This window comes from Aureimonas ureilytica DSM 18598 = NBRC 106430 (assembly GCF_000382705.1).
GTDB classification, from domain to species: Bacteria; Pseudomonadota; Alphaproteobacteria; order Rhizobiales; family Rhizobiaceae; genus Aureimonas; species Aureimonas ureilytica.
Map to the genome: position 1 here is coordinate 21,430 of NZ_ARQE01000012.1, position 25,194 is coordinate 46,623.

20 protein-coding genes are annotated in these 25,194 nt (G+C 68.7%); 12 read left to right on the forward strand and 8 right to left on the reverse strand.

Features of this window, described 5'->3' with window-relative positions; all coding sequences use genetic code 11:
- The first annotated feature begins 65 nt into the window (after positions 1-65).
- From B146_RS27980 to B146_RS0120355, 6 genes are all read left to right on the forward strand, one after another.
- Positions 66-671 carry a biliverdin-producing heme oxygenase gene (locus tag B146_RS27980; protein WP_019998325.1) on the forward strand — a complete coding sequence of 202 codons (606 nt, stop codon included), beginning with the start codon at positions 66-68 and terminating at the stop codon, positions 669-671.
- Positions 668-3,265, forward strand: coding sequence for an HWE histidine kinase domain-containing protein (locus tag B146_RS0120335; RefSeq protein WP_019998326.1), 2,598 nt, complete (start codon positions 668-670; stop codon positions 3,263-3,265). The genes B146_RS27980 and B146_RS0120335 overlap by 4 nt, the downstream gene beginning before the upstream one ends.
- A gap of 124 nt (positions 3,266-3,389) precedes the next feature.
- Positions 3,390-4,868 (forward strand): glucose-6-phosphate dehydrogenase, encoded by a 1,479-nt coding sequence (zwf, locus tag B146_RS0120340; RefSeq protein ID WP_019998327.1) that lies wholly within the window; start codon positions 3,390-3,392, stop codon positions 4,866-4,868.
- 8 nt (positions 4,869-4,876) lie between these two features.
- The gene (pgl, locus tag B146_RS0120345) at positions 4,877-5,578 is read left to right on the forward strand and encodes a 6-phosphogluconolactonase (protein WP_019998328.1); all 702 of its coding nucleotides are present in this window, start codon (positions 4,877-4,879) and stop codon (positions 5,576-5,578) included.
- A 97-nt stretch (positions 5,579-5,675) separates the two neighbouring features.
- On the forward strand, positions 5,676-7,493 hold the full coding sequence (gene edd / locus B146_RS0120350; protein WP_026358801.1) for a phosphogluconate dehydratase: 1,818 nt from the start codon (positions 5,676-5,678) through the stop codon (positions 7,491-7,493).
- 207 nt (positions 7,494-7,700) lie between these two features.
- Positions 7,701-9,707 (forward strand): polysaccharide biosynthesis protein, encoded by a 2,007-nt coding sequence (locus tag B146_RS0120355; RefSeq protein WP_019998329.1) that lies wholly within the window; start codon positions 7,701-7,703, stop codon positions 9,705-9,707.
- A gap of 30 nt (positions 9,708-9,737) precedes the next feature.
- Here B146_RS0120355 and B146_RS0120360 read toward each other — a convergent pair whose 3' ends face one another.
- From B146_RS0120360 to B146_RS0120385, 6 genes are all read right to left on the reverse strand, one after another.
- Positions 9,738-10,847 (reverse strand): ABC transporter ATP-binding protein, encoded by a 1,110-nt coding sequence (locus B146_RS0120360; RefSeq protein ID WP_019998330.1) that lies wholly within the window; start codon positions 10,845-10,847, stop codon positions 9,738-9,740.
- Between the two features lie 43 nt (positions 10,848-10,890).
- Entirely contained in the window at positions 10,891-11,733 is an 843-nt protein-coding gene (locus B146_RS0120365) for a carbohydrate ABC transporter permease (RefSeq protein WP_019998331.1), read from the reverse strand.
- On the reverse strand, positions 11,730-12,728 hold the full coding sequence (locus tag B146_RS0120370) for a carbohydrate ABC transporter permease (RefSeq protein ID WP_019998332.1): 999 nt from the start codon (positions 12,726-12,728) through the stop codon (positions 11,730-11,732). Before B146_RS0120370 ends, B146_RS0120365 begins: the two co-directional genes overlap by 4 nt.
- Before the next feature lie 150 nt (positions 12,729-12,878).
- The gene (locus B146_RS0120375; RefSeq protein WP_040408830.1) at positions 12,879-14,144 is read right to left on the reverse strand and encodes an ABC transporter substrate-binding protein; all 1,266 of its coding nucleotides are present in this window, start codon (positions 14,142-14,144) and stop codon (positions 12,879-12,881) included.
- A gap of 194 nt (positions 14,145-14,338) precedes the next feature.
- On the reverse strand, positions 14,339-16,387 hold the full coding sequence (locus B146_RS27985; protein ID WP_051091608.1) for a GumC family protein: 2,049 nt from the start codon (positions 16,385-16,387) through the stop codon (positions 14,339-14,341).
- Between the two features lie 103 nt (positions 16,388-16,490).
- Entirely contained in the window at positions 16,491-17,693 is a 1,203-nt protein-coding gene (locus B146_RS0120385; protein WP_155897618.1) for an endo-1,4-beta-xylanase, read from the reverse strand.
- Between the two features lie 26 nt (positions 17,694-17,719).
- On the opposite strand from B146_RS0120385, the gene B146_RS26825 reads away from it, so the two are divergent.
- Entirely contained in the window at positions 17,720-19,042 is a 1,323-nt protein-coding gene (locus tag B146_RS26825; RefSeq protein ID WP_019998335.1) for a lipopolysaccharide biosynthesis protein, read from the forward strand.
- A 42-nt stretch (positions 19,043-19,084) separates the two neighbouring features.
- Here the strand turns inward: B146_RS26825 and B146_RS0120395 are convergent, their stop codons facing one another.
- On the reverse strand, positions 19,085-19,969 hold the full coding sequence (locus B146_RS0120395) for a DUF6492 family protein (RefSeq protein ID WP_019998336.1): 885 nt from the start codon (positions 19,967-19,969) through the stop codon (positions 19,085-19,087).
- Positions 19,970-20,239: 270 nt separating this feature from the next.
- On the opposite strand from B146_RS0120395, the gene B146_RS0120400 reads away from it, so the two are divergent.
- From B146_RS0120400 to B146_RS26830, 5 genes are all read left to right on the forward strand, one after another.
- Positions 20,240-21,235, forward strand: coding sequence for a glycosyltransferase family 2 protein (locus B146_RS0120400; protein WP_019998337.1), 996 nt, complete (start codon positions 20,240-20,242; stop codon positions 21,233-21,235).
- Positions 21,236-21,385: 150 nt separating this feature from the next.
- Entirely contained in the window at positions 21,386-21,838 is a 453-nt protein-coding gene (locus B146_RS0120405) for a DUF2948 family protein (RefSeq protein ID WP_019998338.1), read from the forward strand.
- Between the two features lie 49 nt (positions 21,839-21,887).
- Positions 21,888-23,183 (forward strand): histidinol dehydrogenase, encoded by a 1,296-nt coding sequence (gene hisD / locus B146_RS0120410; RefSeq protein ID WP_019998339.1) that lies wholly within the window; start codon positions 21,888-21,890, stop codon positions 23,181-23,183.
- Positions 23,184-23,191: 8 nt separating this feature from the next.
- A complete protein-coding gene (locus B146_RS0120415; RefSeq protein WP_019998340.1) occupies positions 23,192-23,659 on the forward strand; it encodes a UPF0262 family protein in 468 nt (155 codons plus the stop codon).
- 53 nt (positions 23,660-23,712) lie between these two features.
- The gene (locus tag B146_RS26830) at positions 23,713-24,153 is read left to right on the forward strand and encodes an arsenate-mycothiol transferase ArsC (protein ID WP_019998341.1); all 441 of its coding nucleotides are present in this window, start codon (positions 23,713-23,715) and stop codon (positions 24,151-24,153) included.
- Between the two features lie 39 nt (positions 24,154-24,192).
- Here B146_RS26830 and B146_RS0120425 read toward each other — a convergent pair whose 3' ends face one another.
- On the reverse strand, positions 24,193-25,194 hold the full coding sequence (locus B146_RS0120425; RefSeq protein ID WP_019998342.1) for an AraC family transcriptional regulator: 1,002 nt from the start codon (positions 25,192-25,194) through the stop codon (positions 24,193-24,195).

Consider the following 25,194-nt stretch of genomic DNA (forward strand, 5'->3'; position numbering starts at 1 on the left):
GTCCACCTGTTCCAAGTAAGCGGACTTGGGGCGGATCGACGCCGCCCGTCACTCGAGGGCCGTTCTTGTCCAGCATTGCCTCCCATTCTCGCGGCGAGAGCGAGCCGGCGCACATCGCCCGGCTGCGCGACAGGCTGCGGGCCGAGACGCGCGCCGAGCACGAGGCGCTGGACGACGGTTTCGCCGAGATGCTGGCGCCCGGCCGGGAGGCGCTCTACGCCCGCTTCCTCCTGACCAACCGCGCCGGCCACGAGGCGGTGGAGCCGCTTCTGTCGCGCAGCCCCCTTCCCTGGACGGATGACGGCCGTCTCGCCGCCCTGCGCGCCGATTGCCGCGCCCTGAGGCTGCCGCGCCTTCGCCCGCCCGCCGTTCCCGCCGGGCCGCGGCCGACCCTTCCCGACGCCCTCGGCGCGGCCTATGTATTGGAAGGCTCGCGTCTGGGAGCCGCCTTTCTTCTCAAGGCCTTGCGCCGCAACCCCGCGTCCGGCCTCCCGGTTCGCTACCTTCAGGCGTCGAGCGATCCCGCGCCGTTTCGCCGCCTGATCGGACTGGCGAACGAGACCGACTGGTCGCAGGCCGAGATGGATCGCGCGGTGGCCTCGGCGAACCGGACGTTTCGCACCTTTCGCGCCCTGGCCGAGGGCGCACGGATCAGGATGACGATCTCTTGAACAGCGCTTTCCCTTCGAGAGACCACGATGTCGACCTGACGAACTGCGATCGCGAGCCCATCCAGTATCTCGGCCGTATCCAGGATTTCGGCTTTCTGGTCGCCGCGTCGATGGACTGGCTGATCGAGCGGGTGTCCGCCAACATCGCCGACTTCACGCCGCACCAGCCCGACGCGCTTCTCGGCGAGCCGCTGCTTGCCCTGTTTCCGGAAGCGTCCATTCACGCCATTCGTGGCCGGCTACAGATTCTGTCCTCCAGCGAAGGTGTCGAACGCCTGTTCGGCTTCGATCTGTTCGGCGACGGACGGCTCTTCGACGTCGCGATCCACGTCATCGCCTCGACGCTCGTGGTGGAAGTGGAGCCGGCCGCCCGCTCCGCCGGTATCAATCCGGGCGCTCTCATCAAGAGCATGATCGCGCGCGTCCAGCGCACGGACGGGCTCGACGGGCTGTACCGCGAATGCGTGCGCCAGCTGCGCGGCATCACCGGCTTCGACCGGGTGATGCTTTACCGCTTCGCCTCGACGGGCGCGGGCGCGGTCGTGGCGGAATCGGTGCGCGCCGGGCTCGGCTCGTTCCTCGGCCTCAACTATCCGGCGGCCGACATTCCCGCCCAGGCCCGCCGCCTCTACGTCCAGAACCAGATCCGCATCATTGCCGATGTCGGCGCCTCGCCCGTCCCGGTCTTGCCCGAACTCGACCCGCACGGGCGCCCGCTCGACCTGTCGCTGTCCGTTCTGCGCAGCGTGTCGCCGATCCATATCGAGTATCTCTCGAACATGGGCGTGTCGGCCTCCATGTCGATCTCGATCGTGATCGACGGCAAGCTCTGGGGTCTCTTCGCGCTGCATCACTACGCGCCGCGCCACCTGACCATGGAAATCCGCAGCGCCACCGAACTGTTCGGGCAGATGGTCTCGCTGATCATCGAGGGCCGGCTGTACAAGGAAGCCAAGCGCGTCGACGAGGCGACGCGCGAGCTGCACGACCGCTTCGTTTCCAAGCTCGTGGCGGCCTCGCCCTCCGTCGAGGCGGTGGCCGATTTCGCCGAGGAACTGCGCGAGATCATCGCCTGCGACGGGTTCGCGGTCTGGGCCAAGGGGCGCGAGCGCACGCATGGCGTCGGCCTGTCGCGCGAGGAGCTCCAGTCGCTTGCCCGCTTCCTGAACCGGGCCGGGTCCAGCCGCGTCTACGCGACCGACGAGCTGTCCGCCCATCACGCCCCGGCGCTCGACTATGCCGACCGCGTGGCCGGCGTCCTCGCCATTCCGATCTCGCGCTCGCCGCGCGACTACATCCTCTTCTTCCGTCGCGAGATCGTGCAGACCGTCACCTGGGCGGGCGATCCGAAGACCAAGGAGCGGATGATCGGGCCGAACGGCGCGCGCCTCACCCCGCGCAAGAGCTTCGAGGCCTGGAAGGAGACCGTGCTCGGCAAGTCGCTGCCCTGGACCGACAGCGAGCTGAAGGCCGGTGAATCGCTGCGCGTCTCCATCCTGGAAGTGCTCCTGCGCTTCAACGAGGAAAGCGAGCGCCAGCAGCAGCTCGCCGCCCAGCGCCAGGAACTCCTGATCGCCGAACTGAACCACCGGGTGCGCAACATCCTCAGCCTCATTCGGGCGCTCGTGGCGCAGTCCAAGCCGAGCGCGCAGGATGTCGACGGTTTCGCGCGCATCATCGGCGGGCGCATCCAGGCGCTGGCCCGCGCGCACGATCAGATCACCAGCGAGCAGTTCTCCTCCACCTCGCTTCAGGACATCGTGCGCACCGAGGTGCTCGCCTATATCGGCTCCAAGCAGGACCGGGTGCATCTGGAAGGCCCGCTCGTCTGCGTCGAGGCCGCCGCCTTCTCCACGCTCGCCCTCGTCTTCCACGAAATGGTGACGAACTCGGCCAAATACGGCGCCTTGTCGGACTCCTCCGGCAGCGTGCGCGTCGTCTGGCGGATCGACGAGGACGGAAGCTGCCAGATCGACTGGATCGAAAGCGGCGGCCCGCCCGTCCTGGCCCCCTCGCGCCGCGGCTTCGGGTCCACGATCATCGAACGCTCGATCCCCCACGATCTCGGCGGCGAAGCCGTGCTGGACTTCCGCCTCGGCGGCCTTCGCGGCCATTTCCGCCTGCCGCCGCAGGTGTTCCATCTCGTGCCCGCCGCCGTCGTCGCCGAAACGCCCATCCTGTCCAAGGAGGCCGACCCCATGCCGATCCCGACCGGTCCGGAAGCGCTGAAGGGCCTGCGGACCCTGATCCTCGAAGACAACATGATCATCTCGCTCGACGCCGAGCAGCTCCTGCAGGACCATGGCGCGGGCGAAGTCCATCTGGCCGCGAGCGTCACCGACGCGCGCAAGATCCTGGAGAGCCAGCCGCTCGACTTCGCGCTTCTGGACGTGAACCTCGGCAGCGAGACCAGCTTCTCCCTCGTGCCCGACCTGAAGCGCTTGCGCATTCCCTTCGTCTTCGTGACCGGCTATGGCGAACGGATCGAACTGCCCGAGGACGCCGCCGGCATCGGCGCGGTCAAGAAGCCGTTCGATGCCCAGGAACTGGTGAAGGCCATCGCCCAGGCCCTCGCCAACGCACGAAACGGGTAAGCCGGCCGCCATGCCCTGCCCCCCAACGGTGGGGCCAGCCTCGGCTTTCCAAATTTAATCGATTAGATTATAGCCTGTCCCCGGGCCGCGAGCGACGGGGCACCGAGCAGGAGATGTCGACCTCGTGTCCAGCCAGATCATCCCCGTAGAGATCTTCGATTACATCGTCTTCGGCGGAAACGGCGACCTTGCCGAGCGCAAGCTCTTGCCGGCCCTCTACCATCGCGACCTCGACGGACAGATTCCGGCGGGCGCCCGCATCATCGGCGCCTCGCGCACCGCCCTGTCGGACGAGGACTATCGCGCCTTCGCGCAGAAGGCGCTGGACTCCTTCGTTCCGGCCGGCGACCTCACCCCGACCTCGGTCGAGCGCTTTCTCGCCCGCCTCCACTACCGGCAGGTGGACGCACGCGGCGACGGCGGCTGGGCCGAGCTGAAGTCGCTCCTGGACGAAGCGGGCGACGACCGCATCCGCGCCTTCTACATGGCGGTCAGCCCCGCCCTGTTCTCCGACATCGCCTCGCGCATCAACACGCTGGGTCTGGCCAACGAGCGCACCCGCCTCGTGGTGGAGAAGCCGGTCGGCCGCGACCTCGAATCCGCCAAGCGCCTCAACGCGCTGATCGGCGAGCATTTCCGCGAAGACCAGGTCTTCCGCATCGACCATTATCTCGGCAAGGAAACCGTGCAGAACCTCATGGCTCTGCGCTTTGCCAACATGCTCTACGAGCCGCTCTGGAACTCGGCCTTCGTGGACCATGTGCAGATCACGGTGGCCGAGAGCGTCGGCCTCGAAGGGCGCGCGGGCTACTACAACACCGCCGGCGCCATGCGCGACATGGTGCAGAACCACATTCTGCAGCTCGTCTGCCTCGTGGCGCTGGAGCCGCCCTCCGCGATGGACGCCGACGCGCTGCGCGACGAGAAGCTGAAGATCCTGCGCTCGCTGAAGCGCATCGACGACAGCAATGTCGAGCATGTCACCGTGCGCGGCCAGTACCGCGCGGGCGCCTCCAACGGCGGCGCGGTGAAGGGCTATCTGGAAGACCTCGGCGAGCCGTCGAGCGACATCGAGACCTTCGTCGCCATCAAGGCCGAGATCAACAACTGGCGCTGGGCTGGCGTGCCCTTCTACATCCGCACGGGCAAGCGCCTGTCGGAGCGCATGAGCGAGATCGTCGTCACCTTCCGCCCGATCCCGCATTCGATCTTCGAGGGCTCGGCCGGCCACGTCCAGCAGAACCAGCTCGTCATGCGCCTTCAGCCCGACGAGGGCGTGAAGCAGTGGCTGATGATCAAGGACCCGGGCCCCGGCGGCATGCGCCTGCGCCACGTTCCGCTGGACATGACCTTCGCCGAGAGCTTCCATGTCCGCAATCCGGACGCCTACGAGCGCCTGCTCATGGACGTGATCCGGGGCAACCAGACCCTGTTCATGCGGCGCGACGAGGTCGAGGCCGCGTGGGAATGGGTCGATCCGATCCTGAAGGCCTGGGAAGGCCGGAGCATGAAGCCGCAGGGCTACACGTCCGGCACCTGGGGTCCGTCCTCCTCGATCGCCCTGATCGAGCGCGACGGGCGCACCTGGCACGAGCCGGATTGAGGGCGGCCATGAAGCTCAAGCGCCACGACTACGAAACCCGCGAAGCGCTCGCCGAAGCGCTCGCCGCCGGCGTCGCGGCGGTTCTGGGCGGCGGCATCGCGACGCAAGGCTCGGCGGTTCTCGCCGTGTCCGGCGGCTCGACGCCCAAGCTCCTGTTCCGCCACCTGTCGGAGGCCGATATCGACTGGAGCCGCGTCACGGTTCTCCTGGTGGACGAGCGCTGGGTGCCCGAAAGCTCGGATCGCTCCAACGCCCGTCTCGTTCGCGAGAACCTGCTTCGCGGCCGCGCGGCGGCGGCGCATCTGGAGCCCTTCTACATCGAGGGGCTGGACGCGCTGGAAGCGGTGCCGGACCTCTCGAAGCATTTCGGCGGCCTGCCGCGCCCCTTCGACGCGGTGATCCTCGGCATGGGCACGGACGGCCACACGGCCTCCTTCTTTCCCGGCGGCGACAAGCTCGCCGAGGCGATCGACATGGGCTGCCCCAATGCGGTGCTCGCCATGCGGGCGCCCGGCGCCGGCGAGCCGCGCGTGACGCTGACCCTGCCCCGGCTTGCCGATGCGCGCTTCCTGGCGCTTCATATCGAGGGCGAGGACAAGCGCGCGGTTCTGGAACAGGCGCTGGCCGGTGGCCCCGCCGAGGAGATGCCGGTGCGCGCCGTGCTCGGCGCCCCGCGCGAGGAACCGCTCCAGGTCTTCTGGGCGCCCTGAAGACCCCTGCCTTCCGCTTGGCGCGCCTCGCGCGCCGGGCCCGATCGACCGGTCCGGCGGCACGGCTCCGCCGGACAGAAGCCAACGAGGTGACGTCATGGCCGCCATTGCCCGCATCGAGGAGATCACGGCTCGCATCCGCGAGCGGTCCGCGCCGACGCGCGAGCCCTATCTCGCCCGCATCGCGGCCAAGGGCGCGGCCGGTCCGCGCCGCACGCGCCTTCATTGCGGCAATCTCGCCCATGGCTTCGCGGCCTGCGGGCCGACCGACAAGGCGCGGCTGACCGGCGACGAGACGCTCAATCTCGGCATCATCACCTCCTACAACGACATGCTCTCGGCCCATCAGCCCTACGAGACCTACCCCGAGCTGATCCGCCAGACGGCGCGCGAGATGGGCGCGACGGCGCAGGTGGCGGGCGGCGTTCCGGCCATGTGCGACGGCGTCACGCAGGGCCAGACCGGCATGGAACTGTCGCTCTTCTCGCGCGACGTCATCGCCATGGCCGCGGCCGTCGGCCTCAGCCACGACATGTACGACGCGGCCGTCTATCTCGGCGTCTGCGACAAGATCGTGCCGGGCCTCGCCATCGCCGCCCTGACCTTCGGCCATCTGCCGGCGGTCTTCGTGCCGGCGGGGCCGATGACGACGGGCCTTCCCAACGACGAGAAGACGCGCATCCGCCAGCTCTATGCCGAGGGCAAGGTCGGCCGCGACGCCCTGCTCGACGCCGAGTCCAAGAGCTATCACGGCCCGGGCACCTGCACCTTCTACGGCACGGCCAATTCCAACCAGATGCTGATGGAGATCATGGGCCTGCACATGCCGGGCTCCTCCTTCGTCAATCCGGGCACGCCGCTGCGCGACGCCCTGACCCGCGAGGCGACCCGCCGCGCCCTGTCGATCACCGCGCTCGGCAACGAATACACGCCGGCCGGCCTCGTGGTGGACGAGCGGGCGGTGGTGAACGGCGTCATCGGCCTTCATGCGACGGGCGGCTCCACCAACCACACGATGCATCTCGTGGCGATCGCGGCGGCGGCCGGCATCCAGCTCAGCTGGGCCGACATTTCGGAACTCTCCGACCTCACGCCGCTTCTCGCCCGCGTCTACCCGAACGGCTCGGCGGACGTGAACCATTTCCAGGCGGCGGGCGGCATGGGCTTCCTGATCCAGGAACTCCTGAAGCACGGGCTCCTGCACGACGACGTGCGCACCGCCTGGGGCACCGGGCTCGACGGCTACCGCGTCGAAGCGCGCCTCGGCGAGGACGGCCATTCGGTGATCCGCGTTCCCGCGCCCGCGCTCAGCCACGACCCCAAGGTCCTGACGACGCCCGAACAGCCCTTCGCCACCAATGGCGGCTTGAAGATGCTCGACGGCAACATGGGCAAGGCCGTCATCAAGGTCTCCGCCGTGAAGCCCGAGCGCCGCGTCGTGGAAGCGCCGGCCCGCGTGTTCCACGATCAGGACGACCTCCAGCGCGCCTTCAAGGCGGGCGAGCTGACGGGCGACTTCATCGCCGTCGTGCGCTTCCAGGGGCCGAAGTCGAACGGGATGCCCGAGCTTCACAAGCTCACGCCCTCGCTCGGCGTGCTTCAGGATCGCGGGCAGAAGGTCGCCCTCGTCACGGACGGGCGCATGTCCGGCGCTTCGGGCAAGATCCCGGCCGCCATCCACGTCACGCCCGAAGCGGCGGAAGGCGGGGTGATCGGCAAGATCCGCGACGGCGACATGATCCGTCTCGACGGCGAAACGGGCCGCCTCGAAATCCTCGTGGACGCCGACGAGCTTGGCGCGCGGCCGGTGGCGGAGGCCGATCTGTCGGCCAACGAATTCGGCCTCGGGCGCGAACTCTTCGCCGTGTTCCGCCGCGCCGTGGGCTCGGCCGACCGGGGCGCCAGCGTCTTCTAGGCCGGCCCTCGGAGATCGGCGCGGGCGACGGCGCCATGCCGCCGCCCGATTTCCCCTTTGCGCCGGGATCGGCTAGAGCAGCGTCGGAACTATCCGACCGCCCGCGCAGGCGCGGCGGCGGATCGCCTTTTGCCCCAGAGGCGAAGGCGCTTCCGCGCACCGGCGAAACGGAGCCCTCGGCCCCGTTTCGAAGAAGGATTGGCTGTCATGTCGCGTTCGTCCCGCCTCAAGCTTCCGCGCGGCTCGCTCCGCTCGTTCGGCATCGTGCATGACGTCCTCGTCGCGGCGCTCGCCATCACCCTGTCGCTGGCGCTGGCCTTCGACACCTACGCCCTCACCCATTCCTGGCAGATCTGGGCGATGATCGGCGGCTTCACGGCGCTCTCGGCCGCCATGTTCCCGCTCTTCTCGCTGAACAGCGGCGCCTGGCGCTACGCTTCGCTCCTCGACGTCGTGTCGATCGTGAAGGCGGCGACGGCGATCAACGTCGTGTTCCTGATCGCCAATTTCATCCTGTTCCGGGGCGACTACTTTCCGCGCTCGGCCTTCATCATGACCTGGTTCATCATGATCGTCGGCCTCGGCGGCCCGCGCCTCGCCTATCGGCTCTACAAGGAGCGCGGTCTGTCGGAGCGCTTCTTCGAGACCGGCGTCTCGCAGGCCCGCCCGCAGCACATCCTTCTCTATGGTTTCACGGACAATGCGGATCTCTTCATCCGCAACGCCCGCCGCTCCCATGCGAGCCCGCATATCGTCGGCCTTCTCGACCCGCTTTCCAAGAACCGCCGCCGCCAGATTCACGGGCTTCGGGTTCTCGGCTCGCTCAGCGACCTGCCCGATGTCGTGCAGCAGGCCGAGCATGGCGCGACGCCGATCACCCAGCTCATCGTCACCCAGACCACGATCTCGCCGGCCGACCTGTCACGCGTCGTGGAAGCCGCCGCGCCCTTCCAGATCGCGGTGAAGCGCCTGCCCGACATCTCGCGCGCCGGCGGCGTCGACGCCGACAAGCCGATCGAGGCGCTGCCCGTCTCGCTGGAAGACCTTCTCGGCCGCAACGAGGTGGAACTCGACACGGCCGAGGTCGCGCGCCTCATTCGCGGGCGCTGCATCGCCGTGACGGGCGCGGGCGGCTCGATCGGCTCGGAGCTCGTCAACCAGATCGCCGCCTTCGAGCCGGGGCGCATGATCCTCGTCGATGCCAACGAGTTCAATCTCTACTCGATCGGCAAGCGGATGGAGGTGAACCATCCGACCGTCGAGGTGGTGGAGCGCATCGTGGACGTGCGGCAGGCGGGGCGCGTCGCGCGGCTTTTCGCCGAATGGCGGCCGGACGTGATCTTCCACGCCGCCGCGCTGAAACATGTGCCGATCGTCGAGGACAATCCGATCGAGGGCATCGAGACCAATCTCCTGGGCTCGCGCAACGTCGCCGACGCCGCGCTCAAGTGCGGCGCGGAAGCCTTCGTCATGGTCTCCACCGACAAGGCGGTGAACCCGACCAATGTCATGGGCGCGACCAAGCGCGCGGCGGAGGCCTATTGCCAGGCGCTCGACCTCGCGGGCTCGCCGACGCGCTTCATGACCGTGCGCTTTGGCAATGTCATGGGCTCGGCGGGCTCGGTGATTCCGCTGTTCCAAGCGCAGCTGGCGCGCGGCGGGCCGCTCACCGTGACCCATCCCGACATCACACGCTTCTTCATGACGATCCCCGAAGCCTCGCGCCTCATTCTCCATGCCGCCGGCCACGGGCTCGGCGCGGGCGCAGCGGAAGGGCAGATCTTCGTTCTCGACATGGGCGAGCCGATCCGCATCGCCGAGTTGGCCGAACGGCTGATCCAGCTCGCGGGCCTGCGCCCCCATATCGACATTCCGATCGAGGTGACGGGCCTGCGCAAGGGCGAGAAGCTCTACGAGGAGCTGTTCGGCGAGGGCGAAACGCGCGAGAAGACCGGCCGCGCCGGCCTGCTGATCGCGCGCTCGCGCGTGTCCGACCTCGACCTCCTGCGCCAGCGCTTCGCCGAGGCCGAAGACGCCGTGCGCGAGGGCGACGCCTTGCGCGCGGTGGACGTGCTGCGCCGGATCGTGCCGGAATTCACCCCGCTCGGCGCGCTCGCCCGGCCAATGATCGAGGGCGAGGCGCTGCCGCGTCTGCCCCCTCCGCCCGCCGAGGACGGATTGCAGGACCAGGGATCGGGGCCGGCGGCGAACTGAGCGCCGCCCTTCCCTCTCCCTGTCGCGCCGTCAGGCGGCCACGCGGCGGCGATCGGCGCGGATCGCGCGCCCGTCCTCGCCGAAGAGGCGGATCTTCTCGGCATCGGCCGCGAGGCGGATCGATGCGCCGCGCTCCAGATGCACGGCCCCCGGCAGCTTGGCGACGATCGGCTCACTCGTGCCGACATCGACATAAACCAGCGTGACCTCCCCGAGCGGCTCCACCAGCGTCACCGTGCCGGCGAGAAGCGCGTCGGCCTCTTCGGTGAGGCGCAGGTCCTCGGGCCGCACGCCGAGATGCCCCTTGGCGCCCTGAAGGCCGAGGCCGGCGCTGATCGGCAGGGCGACGGCCTGGCCGCTGCCGATCCTCGCGCGCACGGCATCGCCCGTCGTGTCGAGCGTCGCCGGCAGGACGTTCATGGCCGGCGAGCCGATGAACTGCGCGACGAAGAGATTGTCGGGGTCGGAATACAGCTCCAGCGGCGCGCCGACCTGCTCCACATTGCCCTTGTTCAGAACCACGATCCGGTCCGCCAGCGTCATCGCCTCGACCTGGTCGTGCGTGACGTAGATCATGGTCGTGCCATGCATGCGCTCGTGCAGGCGGGCGATCTCGATGCGGGTCTGGACGCGCAGGGCCGCGTCGAGATTGGAGAGCGGCTCGTCGAACAGGAAGACCTTCGGGTCGCGCGTGATGGCCCGCCCGATCGCGACGCGCTGGCGCTGGCCGCCCGACAGGGCTTTGGGCAGCCGGTCGAGATAGGGCTCGATCTGCAGGATCTTGGCGGCCTCGCGCACGCGCCGGTCAATCTCGCCCTTGGACGCGCCCTTTTCCAACGACAGGCCGAAGGCCATGTTGTCGTAGACGGTCATGTGCGGATAGAGCGCGTAGGACTGGAACACCATGGCGATGCCCCGGTCCTTCGGGCTCGCCTCGTTGACGACGCGCCCGTCGATTTCCAGCGTGCCGGACGAGATGTCCTCCAGCCCTGCGATGACACGCAGAAGCGTGGACTTGCCGCAGCCGGAGGGGCCGACGAAGACCACGAACTCGCCCGGCCGGATGTCGAGATCGATGCCGTGCAGCACCTCCACCGCCCCGTAGCGCTTCTTGACCTTGGTGAGCTTCAAACCGGCCATGGGATGGATTCCTTCTGAAAGCGACGAAGCGGGACCATTGGGTTCATCCCTTCACCCCGCCGGCGGTGAGGCCGGAGATGATCTTGCGCTGGAAGATGAGGACGAGAACGATCAACGGCACGGTGACGACGACGGACGCCGCCATGATCGTGCCCCAGGGCGTTTCCTGCTCGGAGGCGCCCGAGAGAAGCGCGATGGCGACGGGCACGGTGCGCGTGTCGTTGTTGGCGACGAAGGTGAGCGCGAAGAGGAACTCGTTCCAGGCCGCGATGAAGGCCAGAAGCCCGGTCGTCACCAGCGCCGGCCACATGAGCGGCAGGAAGACGCGGCGGATGATGGTGAAGGGCGAGGCCCCGTCCACGATCGCCGCCTCCTCGATCTCGACCGGCAGGTCGCGCATGAAGGTGGTGAGCACCCAGACCGTGAAGGGCAGCGTGAAGATCATATAGGCGAAGATCAGCGCGAAGAGCGTGTTGTAGAGGCCCATGGCGCGGATCATCTCGAACAGGCCGGCGAGAACCGCGATCTGCGGAAACATCGACACGCCGAGAATGGTCATGAGCAGGAGGCCCCGTCCCTTGAACGGCACGCGCGACAGGGCATAGGCCGCCGTCACCGCCAGGAACAGCGAGATCACCACCACCGAGACCGCGACGATCAGCGAGTTCAGGATGTTGCGCAGGAACGTGCCGGTCGACAGGACGCCCTCGTAATTGGCGAAGGTGACGGCGCGCGGCAGGTAGTCGATGCGGAAGAGATCGGTGCCGGTCTTCAGGCTGGTCAGGATCGCGTAGTAGAAGGGAAAGACCGAGAACAGGACGATGGCGACGACCAGCGCGTAGAAGCCGACGCGCCCGCCCAGGCGCTTGAGGGAATGGGCGCTCATGTCCGGTTTCCTTCCAGATTGAGGCGGGCGGTCTTGATGTAGAGCAGCGTGATCATCGCGATCACCAGGAACAGGAGTGTCGAGGCGGCCGACCCTTGCGCGAAATTGTCGAACTGGAAGAGGTTCTCCTGCGCATAGACGCTCATCGTCTTGGTCTGCGTGTTGTTGGGCGTCAGCACGTAGATGAGGTCGAAGACGCGCAGCGCGTCGAGCGCGCGGAAGATCACCGCGACGAGGATCGCCGGGCGGATCAGGGGCAGCGTCACCTTGAAGAAGACCTTCACCGGGTTCACGCCGTCGATCTTGGCGGCCTCGTAGACGTCGCCCGGCACCATCTGGAGGCCGGCGAGGATCAGGAGCGCCATGAAGGGCGTGGTCTTCCAGACGTCCACGATGATGACGGCGATCATCGCCGTGTCGGGCGAGGCCGTCCAGGCGATGGGCGAGGAGATCAGTCCGAGATGCACCAGCATGTCGTTGAGGATGCCGAACTGGTCGTTCATCATCCAGGCCCACATCTTGGCCGAGACGATGGTCGGGATCGCCCAGGGGATGAGGACGGCGGCGCGCACGAAGGCACGGCCAGGGAAATTGGCGTTGAGAACGAGCGCGAAGACGAGGCCGAGCACCGTCTCGATCGACACCGAGATCAGCGTGTAGCGAACCGTGTTCCAAACCGCCTGCCACCAGACCGGATCGACCAGGATGCCGAAGGCCTCGCCCTCGCCGCCGCCGTAATCGACCCATTCGTAGTAGTTGCCGAAGCCGATGAACTTGGCGCCGGCGAGGTCGCTGAGCTTGGCGTCGGTCAGCGAGAAGCGGATCGTCTGAAGGAGCGGCCAGGCGGCGACCAGCGCCAGAACCAGGAGCATCGGCAGGAGGAAGATCCAGGCCGCGCGGCGGCGCTGCGCGGACAGGGCCGAGAGCCGCGCCGGCCGCGCATCGGCCTCGAAGGCCTTCTCGGTCGGAGGTGCGCCTATGGGTGCGTCGGTCATCGCGGAAAGCGCCTCGCGAAAAAAGGGGAGCGGGCGCGGCGGAGCTGAGACAGGACACGCTCCGCCGCCGAGGGGATCGGACGGGTCAGGCCATCGGCCCGATCCGCAACCGGGGATCGGGACGAGGCGCCGGGAGGGCTTCGGCGCGGCTTACCAGGCGTTGCGCTTCAGGCGGCGAAGCTGGCGCTCCAGATCCTCGAGATTGGCGGCGGCTGTCCCCTGTCCCGCGAGCGTCTTGTTGGCCGCCGTCCAGAACTGCTGCGAGACCTCGTTGTATTTCGCCTTGGTCGGAGCCGAGGGGCGCGGCGTCGCGTTCTCGAACACCTCCTTCCACTTGGCGACGAGCGGCTGCTTCTCCTTGATCTCCGGGTCGTCGTAGAGCGCGGGGATGGTCGGCAGGCGGGCGGTGCCGAGCGCGCGAGACTTCTGCGACTCGGCCGAGGTCAGGAACTTCACCAGCTCGATCGCGGCGTCCTTGTTCTCGGAAAACTGCGAGATGGCGAGGTTCCAGCCGCCGAGGCAGGCGGCCGACTTGCCGCTGTCGCCGGCCGGAAGCGGCACGGCGTCGAACTTGCCCTTGACCGGCGAATCGTCGGACTGGCTGAGCGGATAGGCATAGGGCCAGTTGCGCATGAACACGGCATTGCCGGTCTGCCAGACGCCGCGCGATTCCTCTTCCATGTAGCCGAGCACGCCCTGCGGCGCGATCGTGCCGACCCAGGACTTGGCGAGGTCGAGCGCTTCGGCGGCCTTCGGGTTGTTGATGGTGATCTCGCCTTCCGGCGAGACGATCTGCCCGCCGCCATTGGAGGCGACCCATTCCAGCGCGTCGCAGGTCAGGCCCTCATAGGCCGCGCCCTGGAACACGAAGCCGTTGAGCTGCGCATTGCCGGCCTGCCGCTCGCCGTCCTGGATCAGCTTGGCGGTTTCGGTCAGCTCCTTCCAGGTCTCGGGAATCTCGCGGCCGTATTTCTCGAGAAGATCCTTGCGGTAGTAGAGCGCCGGCGCATCGCCGAAGAGCGGCATGGCGACGAGCTTGCCGTCTACGGTCTGCGACTGGATCACGGCGGGCAGGTGCTGGCCGACCACGTCCTTCATCGCGTCGGTCAGATCGACGAGATTGGCGGCGAGCTGCGGCGCCCAGATGACGTCCGTGCGGTAGACGTCGACATCCTTGTTGCCGGCCGAAAGCCAGAGCCGGTACTGGCCGAACTGGTCGGTGGTCGAGGCGGGCATGGTGACGATGCGCACCGTGTGGCCGGTCGCCTTCTGGAAGGCGTCGAGCTGACCGCGCATCTCGTCCACGTCCCGGCCGATCGAGCCGAGCGCGATTGCCAGATCCGCGGCCGAGGCCGTGCCACTCAACAGCGAAACGCCCAATGCGAGCGAGCCGACCCATGTCGCCAAAGATGCCATTCGACTGTCTCCCCCCTTGAGCGGGACCGACCGAACGGAAAAGGTCCGATCCCGCGATCACGCTCTGACGCGCCGCCTTTCCGGCGGCTTCTTTCCCAAGGGAAAGCTAGCACGCACAACACGCGAGGGAAGAGAGCGACCGCGAGTTCTTAACGGCAAGTTGAAACTCGGGGCGAAACGACGTCGAAAGAGTGTCAGGAGGAGGGCTGGGTCAGAAGGCTGCGGCGCTGGCGCGCGGCGGCGAGCGTCAGGCTGATGCGCTCGCGCATCTCGTCGGCCGAAGCGCGCGGGAGGTCCGGCGAACCGGCGGCGTCCGCGGGCGCGGGCGTGCTCGCCGCCTCCTCGCCGTTCTCGATCGGCCCGATCTCGCGCACGCTGCGCGCGCCGGAGCGACGAAGGCCGATGGCGCGGATGCGGTCCCGTAGCTCGGCGCGGCGGCGGTCGAGATCGCCGTCGTTCTCGTCGAACTCCGCCGTTTCCTCCGCCTCGCGGTCGTATTCGCTCTCGTGAAGCGAGGGGGCCGTGACGAGCTCCTCGCTCGGCAATGGTTCGGTCGGCAGGTCGGCCGAACGATCGACGGGAGCTGCGGCCGCAACCGGCATGGCCAGACGCTCGACCGGCTCGCCGGCGGAGCCGCGCAGCGGCCAGGCTTCGGCCCGCGCGCCGCTCGGCGCGCCGATCTCGTCCGCCTCGCGCCCATAGGCCGCGCGCATCCCGGCGGGCGCCAGCGGCGCGTTCGGCTCCTCGCTCCCGAAGGAGCGTGCGCCGTCGCCCGGCTCGCCGCGCGTCGAAGCGCCGCCGCGCAGGATCGCCAGCATGGTGCCGAGCGCGGCGAGGAACAGGCCGATGCCGAGCCCCGCGATGCCGCCGACCGCGGCCACGACCTTGCGCGACAGGCTGGAGGGCTGAAGCGGCACGGTGGCGTCGGAGATCACGCGCACGTTGGATGTGTTCAGGCTTTCCTGCTCGCTGGTCTGGCGCGTGCGCAGGAGATAGGCCTCGTACACGGCGCGCGAGGCATCGACCTCGCGCTCCAGCTCGCGCAGGCGCACGAAGGAATTGCTGGTCTCGATCTGGCGCGAGCGCAGGGCGTCGATCTGGTTCGACAGGTCGGCTTCGGTCGAGCGGGCGCGGGCGAGTTCGGTCTGGGCCGAGGCCACGATGCGGCCGAGCTCGTTCTGGATCGCGCGGCGGGCGGTCGCCACCGCTTCCTCGGCGGCGATGCGCTGGGGATGGCGGGGTCCGAGGCGCGTCGACAGAACCGCCGCGCTCTGGGCGGCGTCCGTATAGGCCTGACGCAGGCGCTGAAGCGTCTCGGAGCCGAGGCTTTCGGGCGAGGAGCCTTCCACCACGTCGTTGACGCTCGCCCGGCGCAGCGACTGGGCGCGCACGTCGAGCGTCGTGATCTGGGAGCGCACGTCGGCGAGCTGGCTGTTGACGCGGGTGATGTAGTCGTCGTCGATCAAACGGCCGCCGACGCCGACGAGCCTGTTCTCGGCCTTGTAGGCTTCCACCGCGTCCTCGGCGCTGACGACGCGCTGGCGCAGTTCGGCAAGGCGCGACGAGAGGGCCGTGGTGGCCCGGCGCGCCAGTTCGGACTGGGCGCGGCCCTGCTCGGCGATGAAGGTTTCCGTCAGGAGGTTGGCGAGCTGCGCGGCCTTTTCCGGGTCCTCGGAGGTCACCGCCACGTTGATGACGAAGCTGTTGGGCGCGCGCGCGGCTTTGACGTGATCGGCGAACCGGGAGATCGTCAGCAACTGGCGATCGCGCACCATCGCCGCGTCGTCGGAGGTGAACAGCGCGCTGAGGACGCTGGTGAGACCGCTGAGAAGGCTGGTGCGCGTGCCGTTGAACTCCGGGTCCGCCGTCAGCCCGGCCTTGGACACGACGCGCTCCAGAACCGAATGGGAGGTCATCACCGCGATCTGGCTTTCCACCAGCGCCAGCGTCGCGTCGGTGGACATGCCGCCCGGCGCGGAGGTGACGTCGTTCTGGACGATGTTCAGATCGCGCGGGTCGAGAACGAGCTGGGCGACGCCCGTGTAGAGCTTGGGGGTGGAATAGGCATAGGCCGCCGCGAGCCCGAGGCCGAGAAGCGTGGTGAGGACGACGAGCCCGCGCCGGCTCCAGATGCCGCGCGCGAGCGTCGCGGGATCGAACAGGGACATCTCTTCCTCCGGCTTCTGGCGGAAGTTCGATTCGGAGCCGTGAACGCGCTCCGCGACGCTGTCGGAATGAAACATCCGGAAATGGCCCGCTCGCTTCGAAACTTGTTAAGCCAACATTCACGCAATAGGGCAAACAAAGCATTAATGGGACGCGAGGGCACACGCCCCTCACCCGAATTCACGCCGTCAACAGCTTGTTGCGCAGCGTCGCGTACCAGGCCTTGGGCCGCAGATCGGCATCGAAGGGCAAGGGCCGGTTCGGCCGGCCGTCGGTGCGGGGCATGGCGTCCGGAACCCAGGTGTAGCGGTCGCTGATCCCCCAGGTGATGACCGCATGGGGGCGCTGGCCGGAAAACAGCCCGTCGAGGAAGTCGCTCACCACCACCTCGGCCGCCTCGTCGATCGCCGCCTCGTCGCCGCGCACCTGAAAGTCGATCACGTCGAGTTCGCTGGCCAGAAGACCGACGCCGAGCGCCTTCAGGTCCTGCCCGAAGCGGGCGAGCGCCTCGCGGTCGACGCGGATATGGCTGTAGAGATGGGCCTGCAGCCCGACCATATCGACCCGCAGCCCCTCGTCCTGCAGCGAGCGCACGAGCTTGAGAATCTCGGCGCGGCGCGCGTCGTAGCGCGGTCCCTCGAATTCGAGATCGTATTCGTTGATGACAAGAAGCGCGTTCGGATCGGCCCGCATGGCCGCGCGGAAGGCGAGAGGAACATGCCGGCTCCCCAGCCGCCTTTGCCAGAACGTGTCGCGCATCGGGCCGCCGCGCTCGCGCGGGTCGTGGGCGATCACCTCGTTCACCACGTCCCAGCTTCCGAGCCGGCCGCGATAATGCGCGGCCACCGTCTCGATATGATCCACCAGCACCCGTTCCGCGTCGGCCGGGTCGCGGATCGCCTCCAGCCAGGGCGGGTTGGTGGACCACCAGACGAAGGCATGGCCGCGCGACGTCATCCCGCGCTCGCGCGCCCAGTTCACCATCCGGTCGGCCGGGTCGAACCAGAATTCCGGCCGCGTCGGGCGCAGAAGGCCGAATTTCAGCTCGTTGGACGGCATCAGGAGATCGCATTCGCGCTCGATCAGGGCACGATAGGAAGCGTCGGCCTCGAACTGGTCCACCTGCACCGCCGCGCCAAAGGGCACGCGGCGCGAGGCGGCCCGGGCGGGCACGGGGCGCAGGCTCGCCGCCCCGACGAGCGCGGCGCTCCCCGCCAGGAACGAACGGCGCGTTAAGGCCGCCGCACTAGACTGGGGGGCGGAAAAGGCGTTCGAATGGCCCTGCCCGTCCCGGCTGGCGGCGGCCCCGTCTTGCCGCCCGCCTCCGCCCTGAGGGTGCGAAGAGGCGGGGCGGCGGAAGGATCGGTCGGTCTTGTCGGTCACGTCCAATGGCCCTTTGGAGATTCGCCATGCATCCGGTTCGCAGCCTGGCTCGGCTTGCAAAGGCCAATCTTCACCTTCTGCGCGACTATGCCAAGCTCATCGGCGGATCGGCGGGACGCCTGGTCCTGTCGCTGGCCTATTTCACCGCGATCGCCAACGCCCTGTCGGTTTCGGATTTCGGCCTGTTCGCCACGGCCTCGGCGACCGGCATCGTCCTCTCGCGCATCGCCGGCCTCGGCTTCGTCTCGCCGCTCTACCGCGCGGCCACGCGCAAGCCGCATCTCGTGGGCACCTACACCGCCGGCTATCTTCTGGCGCTGCTCGCCTCGCTGCCGCTCGTCGCGCTGGCCGGGGCGGCCTTCTTCGCGCTCGTGTTCAAGGGCGACATGGCGCTCCTGCCCTTCGCGCTGGTGGTCCTGGCGGAGGTGATTGGCTGGCGCTCGCTGGAGATCGTGTGCATCGTCAACAACGGGATGGGCCAGTTCGGACGCGCCTCGATCCTCGTCGTGTTCGGCTCGGCGGCCAAGGCGCTCGCCGCCCTCCTCTTCGCCCATTCTGGCCTCGGCGCGGGCGATCTCCAGTCCTGGGGCCTGTTCTATCTCGCCGCCAATCTCGGCTCGGCGCTATTGGGCATTCTTCTCTTCTACCCGCGCCAGCGGCTGCGGCTGCGCCCCGCGCTCTATCTCAAGCGCCTGTCCGACAGCCTCGCCGTCGCGGGCGCGGACATTCTCTTCTACTTCCAGTCCGAGCTCGACAAGCTCCTCGTCCTGTCGCTCGGCGGCGCGGAGGTCGCCGGCATCTACGCCATGCTGATGCGCCTCATCGACCTGACGGCGCTGCCGGTGCGCTCCTTCAACATGATGATCGTGCAGAAGCTGATCCGCAGCCCCGGCTTCCTCCAGTCTTGGCGCCGCCGCTGGATGGTGGAAGGCGGCATCGCGCTCGTGTCGGTCGCCGGCATGGCGGCGCTCGGCCTCGTTCTGACGGTCGCGCCGACGCTCCTCGGCCGCAACGTCGCGGATGCCGCGCCCCTGATCCTCCTCGTTCTCCTCGTGCCCGCCTTCCGCAATCTCGTGGAATATCAAAGCGAGCTTCTTTACGCGCGCGGGCGCACGGGGATGCGCGCCGCGATCCTGGCGCTGCTCGGCGGGCTCAAGGCGGGCTTCCTGACGCTGCTTCTGCAGGGCGCGGCGACGACGCCGGAGGGCGTCTGGATTCAGGGGCTGAACGGGGTCTTCGCCGCGCTCTGGATCGCCTCGGCCGGCGCGAGCTACATCGCGCTCGACTGGCGCAACCGCGCGCCGCGCCCGCAGGGACGGGCCGGCTCGCCGGACATCGCCGCCGCCTGAGGGCCGGGTGCCGATCCCGCTTCCGGCGTCAGGCTTCCGGCGTCAGGCGCCGAGCCCGACGACGCGTCGGATCAGGCCCGGGTCCGTGCCGGTGAAGGACTGGAGGCCGAGCGCCACCTGTTCGGGCGCCATCTCGGCCAGAAAGGCTAGAAGCCCCGCCTCGTCCAGCGGCGGCCCGTCCCAATACACGGCGCAGAGCCGCTCGTCGGTCGCGATATGCCGCTCCGGCCGGCCCTCCACCTCGTCCACGAAGCGGCCGTAGATCGTGCATTCCGAGAGCGCGCGCGAGCCGGCGAGCGCGATCATGGCGGGCCGGCGCATCACCGTCCGGATGCGCTCCAGCATGGCGCGCACCGTGTCGCGCCGCCAGGCGATCAGCGTGTTGATATAGGTCGGCGCCGGGATCGGGTCGGGCGCCAAGCCGAGCAAGGCCGCCGCGCGCTGCGACCAGCGCGCGTGTTCGGCCCGCCGCTCGGGTTCGACATGGGCCATGCCCTCGGCGCGGCGATAAAAGCGCACCGCATCGCCCGACACGAAATGTCCGGCGTCGAAGGGCTTCACGAAGACGACGTCCGAATCGAGCGAGACGAGCACGTCCTCCTCCATTGCCGCGCCCATGGCGATGCGCCGGAGTTGCTGGACATGCCAGCCGCGCAAGGGCAGGCCGAAGGGCGACAGCCAGAGACGGCGGCCCCGATCGAACGGATCGGAGATCGGCCGGAGCCAGACGGGCAGAAGATCGCGCTCCGACACGACGCGGCGGCGCGGCCCTTCCAGCGCGCGAAACAGCGCGACGTCCCCCTCTTCCACCAGAATGTAATGGACGGAATGGCCGGTCACGAAGCGATCGAGGCTCTCGCACAGGATCCGGCAGCGCTCCCAGTCGCCGCGATAGGACGAAGTGACGAGCGCGATGGATAGGGTCATCGATCAATCCGCGCTGGCGAGCCCTTCGCAAGGCTCGATCGGGTGGGCGTGCCGACGGGCTCGCGCCGATCGTTCATGCGCAAGCCTATCGCCCCACATGTGCAAAGGCGTCAACTTCGCCGGCCTCGCTTTTTTGCAGGACGGGCTCGGATCGCATGTCCGCATCCCTTCCGCCATCAGGGTTTTGGGTGAGTGCGCGCCTCGCGAAAGACGCCCCCGGCATGGCGGCGCTTGAAGGATCGTTCACGCCTTTGCGTCAGGCTCCGCGCCATGACACACGCCGCTCTCGCATTGCCGTCCCTGCCGCCGGGCGTTCTTCTCGAAACCGTCTCGCCGGGCCTCGACGCCGCCGTCGGGATCGCCGTCGTGGTGCCGACCTTCCGCCGGCCGGAGCTGCTCCTGCGCACGCTCGAGTCGCTACGCGCGCAGGACACGAAGCGGCGCTTCGCCGTGATCCTGGTGGAGAACGACGCGGAAGGGCGCGCGGGCCTCGAGGCCGCCCGGCCCCTGATCGAGGCAGGCGCGATCCACGGCATGGCCGTGGTCGCCGAGGCGCGCGGCAATTGCTCGGCCTATAATGCGGGTTTTTCGGCGGCACGGCGCGTCCTGCCCCGGCTCGAGACCGCCCTCATCATCGACGACGACGAAGCGGCCGAGCCCGGCTGGATCGAGGCGCACCTGACCGCCTTGGAGCGTTTCGGCGCGGACGTGACGGGCGGACCGCAGGTTCCGGTCTTCGAAGAGCCAGGCCGTGAGGCTCTGGCTGATCATCCCGTGTTCCGCGCGCCCTATGAGGCGAGCGGACCGGTTCAGGCGCTCGTGTCCTCCGGCAATGTCGCGATCCGCGCCAGGGTTCTCCAGCGTATGGGCGAGCCCCTGTTCGACACGCGCTTCGACTTCACCGGCGGGGGCGATGCCGATCTCTTCTCGCGCTGCGCACGGGCCGGCTTCCGCTTCGCTTGGTGCCACGAGGCGGCGGTTCACGAAGTCGTGCCCGCCCGGCGCACGGAATTTTCCTGGATCAACGCGCGGGCGCTGCGCAACGGCGCCCTCTCGACCCTCGTGCAGCGCGGGCGCGACGGGCGGGCGCGCACGCTCGCCAAAAGCCTGGCGCTGGCGCTCGCCGCCCCGCCGCGCTCGGCCTGGGCCGCGTGGCACTCGCGCTCGCTTCTGATCGGGCTCTACCATCTGCAGATCGCCGCCGGCCGCCTCCAGGGCGAGTTCGGCCGCGTCGGGGAGCAATATCGCAAGCCGGAAAGCAACTGACGGCCGCGTTTTTTCCGGGCGGCCGGTCGCAGCGCAGGCCCCGGCGCCCTAGCTGGGCGATGACGCCCGCCCGGCAGACCGCCGGCCCCGACGGGCGAACAGACTGACGAACCGATTGGCGAACCGACCGGCAAGGAGAAACGAGCGACGATGGACCTTCTTCGATTGATGGCGCTCGACCAGGGCGATCTCGACATCGTGTCGGCCCATGTGCAGGACGCGGTGATTCGCGTCGGCGATCTCGACTTCTCCGCCGCGCGCCGGCAGTTCACGGTGCCGATGAACCGCTTCGTCTGGGAAAAGACGCCGCCGCGCCAGGGCCTGTTCCGCCGTCGCGGCGAATACGAGCGCCGCCGCAGCGTCCTGCATTTCGACCGGGTGACATCCGTCAAGCGCAGCGGCTTCGCGCAAGGCGACGACGAGGCCGTGCTGGCGCTTCTGGCGGTGCGCTGGAGCGTGCGGGACGAGCCGTCGGGCACGATCGACCTTGTGTTTGCGGGCGGTGCCGCGATAAGGCTCGACGTCGAATGCATCGAAGCGCAGCTGACCGATCTCGGCGCCGCCTGGAGCACCCCGTCGCGGCCCGACCACGACAAGGGCTGACGGGTCGAAGCGCCGAGGCGGCAGGCCGCGCCGAGGGAGAGTGCCTGACGTGCCGCAACGGCTTCACCTGAGCGAACCCGATTTCGAAACGCGCTTCCGCGCCCTTCTCGTCGCCAAGCGCGAAGCGTCCGTGGATGTCGAGACGGCGGTGCGCGCCATTATCGACGACGTGCGCGCGCGCGGCGACGCGGCCGTGATCGAACTCACGGCCCGCTTCGACGAACTGACGCTGACGCCTGAAACGCTGCGCGTGCCCGAAAGCGAGATCGAGGCCGCGCTGGCCGCGACGCCGCGCCAAACGCGGGACGCGCTGGAACTCGCCCATCGGCGCATCGAGAGCCATCACATCCGGCAGAGGCCGAAGGATGATCGCTACACCGACGCGATCGGCGCCGAGCTCGGCTCGCGCTGGACGGCGGTGGAATCGGTCGGCCTCTACGTGCCGGGCGGCGCGGCGAGCTACCCGTCCTCCGTTCTGATGAACGCGGTGCCGGCCAAGGTCGCGGGCGTCGAGCGCATCGCCATGGTGGTGCCGGCCATGCGCGGGGCCTTGAACCCGCTGGTTCTGGCCGCCGCGCGCATCGCCGGCGTGTCCGAAATCTACCGCATCGGCGGGGCGCAGGCGATCGCCGCGCTCGCCTATGGCACAGAGAGTATTCCCCCCGTCGCCAAGATCGTCGGCCCCGGCAATGCCTATGTGGCGAGCGCCAAGCGGCAGGTCTTCGGCACGGTCGGCATCGACATGATCGCCGGCCCCTCGGAAGTTCTGGTGATCGCCGACGGCGACAACGATCCGGACTGGCTGGCCGCCGATCTTCTGGCGCAGGCCGAGCACGACCGCGCCGCGCAGTCGCTTATCCTCACCGACAGCGAAGAGCTTGCCGCCCGCGTCGAAGCCGCGGTGGAGCGCCAGCTCGCCACGCTCTCGCGCGCCGAGACGGCTCGCGCGAGCTGGGCCGAGTTCGGCGCGGTGATCGTGGTGGAGGACCTCCTGCGCGACGCCCCTCCCCTAGCCGACCGGATCGCCGCCGAGCATCTGGAGATCGCGACCGACGACCCGGACGCGCTGTTCGCGCGCATCCGCAACGCGGGCGCCGTGTTCCTCGGCCGGCACACGCCGGAGGTCATCGGCGATTATGTCGGCGGCTCCAACCACGTCCTGCCGACGGCCCGTTCGGCGCGCTTCTCCTCCGGCCTTTCGGTCCTGGACTTCGTGAAGCGCACGTCGATCCTGAAGCTCTCGGCCGAAGCCTTGCGCGAGCTCGGCCCCGCCGCCATCGAGCTTGCCCGCGTCGAAGGGCTCGACGCGCATGGGCGCTCCGTCGCCATCCGGCTCAATCTCTAGAGGCAGTCATGGAGCGCGGACATCTCGTTTCGGTCGATCTCGACGATTCCATCGGGCGCGCGGCGCCCGACGTGGAGCACGACCGCGCGGTCGCGATCGTCGATCTGATCGAGGAGAACCTGTTCGAGCCCGCCGGTTTCGAGGGCGGGCGCTTCCGCCTGAAGCTCGCGCTGGCCGACCGGCGCCTCGTCTTCGACATCGCGGACGAGGCCGGCGGGAAGCTCGCCGTTCACATCCTCTCGCTTACCCCCTTCCGCCGGGTCATCCGCGACTATTTCCTGATCTGCGACAGCTATCACGAGGCGATTCGCACCGCGACGCCCTCGCAGATCGAGGCCATCGACATGGGACGGCGCGGCATACACAATGACGGCTCGGACCTTCTGCGCGAGCGCCTGAAGGGCAAGATCGAACTGGACAAGGATACGGCTCGGCGCCTGTTCACGCTGATCTGCGTCCTCCACCGGCGCGCGTGACGGAAGGGGAGCGGGTTGGCCATCAGCATCGACGCGCACGGGAGACGGACGGCATGACCGCTCCTTCCCCGTCCCTTCCCCGGTCCATCCTCTTCGTCTGCGGGGCGAACTCGATCCGCTCGCCGATCGCCGAGGCCATCGCGCGCTCCACCCTGCCGCCCTCCACCTATATCGCCTCGGTCGGCGTGAAGGACGGCGAGCGGGACCCGTTCGTGGACGTGATCCTCGCCGAAAAGGGCCTCTCGCTCGGCGACCGCAAGCCGCAGAAATGGGACGATCTGGCGGACGGCTATTTCGACCTCGTGGTGACGCTGTCGCCGGAAGCCCACCACGCCGCGATGAGCGCGACCGAAGCCGACGCGACGGCCGTGGAATTCTGGCCGATGCCCGATCCATCCGTCGTCAACGGCAGCCGCGACCAGATCCTCGAAGCCTATCGCGACGTCTATCGCCGCATCTCGGCCCGGTTGCAGGACCTCTGTCAGAAACGCTGACGCGTCGCCCTGCGCCGAGCTTGGCGACGGATCGCGGCCTCAGCGGCGAAGCGTTCGGGAGGGCGTTTCGCCAAAGCGCATTCGATAGACGCGCGCGAAATCTCCCTTGTTGATATAGCCCCAGGCGGCCGCGATGTCGGCGACGCTGGCGCCCGGCGCCGCCGCCTGAAGGTCGCGCCGCACGCCCTGAAGGCGTTGCTCGCGCAGGAACTGGCTCGGCGGATAGCCGCGAAACCGGCGGAACGCCTCGCTGAGGGCGCGAAGACTTGTGCCGGCCGCCCGCGCCACCTCGGTCATGGCCGGCAGTTCCGCCGCCCGCTCGGCCATGTAGCTTTCGGCCATGCGCACCACGCGCGGCGCAAGCGCGTTGCGTGGGTCGGACAGGTCGAGCCCGGCATTTCCGGCCCATTCGTTGAGGAGATGGACGCAGATCGTCTGCTCGAGATGACGCCCGATGCGGTCGGAGGCCAGCCGGTCGGGCGCCTCCGCGATGCAGCGCATCACATAGTCCATCAGCGCCAGCCAGCTCGACCCCTTGCCGCCGAGACCGCATTTGTGTCGCCACAGGGCGTCGCCCGGCACGAAGCCGAACCAGTCCTGGCACACCTGCTCCAGAACGGCATGGGGAATGGTCAGGTTGAGCTGGAGATGGTCGGGATCGAAATCCACGAGATAGTCGGTGCGGCTGCAATCCACCACGAAGCTCTCGCCGAACCCCGTCTCGACCGCGCCGCCCCCGTCCAGCCGGTGGCGCGCGTTGCCGCCGATCGTGGTGAGGACGACGGCGTTGCCCGCGTCCTGCGACCAGTCCCTGATATGGACGGGAATGCCATAGGCGAAGCGTGTCACGGTGATCCGGCCGACCATGGCCGAATGCATGGTGGAGCGGGGCTGCGCCGCGCGGCCCGTCGGCGACACCGCATAGGGCATGTAGACGCGGCGGGACCAGTCGCCGATCTCGTCCCAGTCGCGCGAGAACACCTTGTGGTGCTGCTGGATCGCGCGCCCGCGCGCATCGAACAGAAGAGCCTCCCGCAGCAT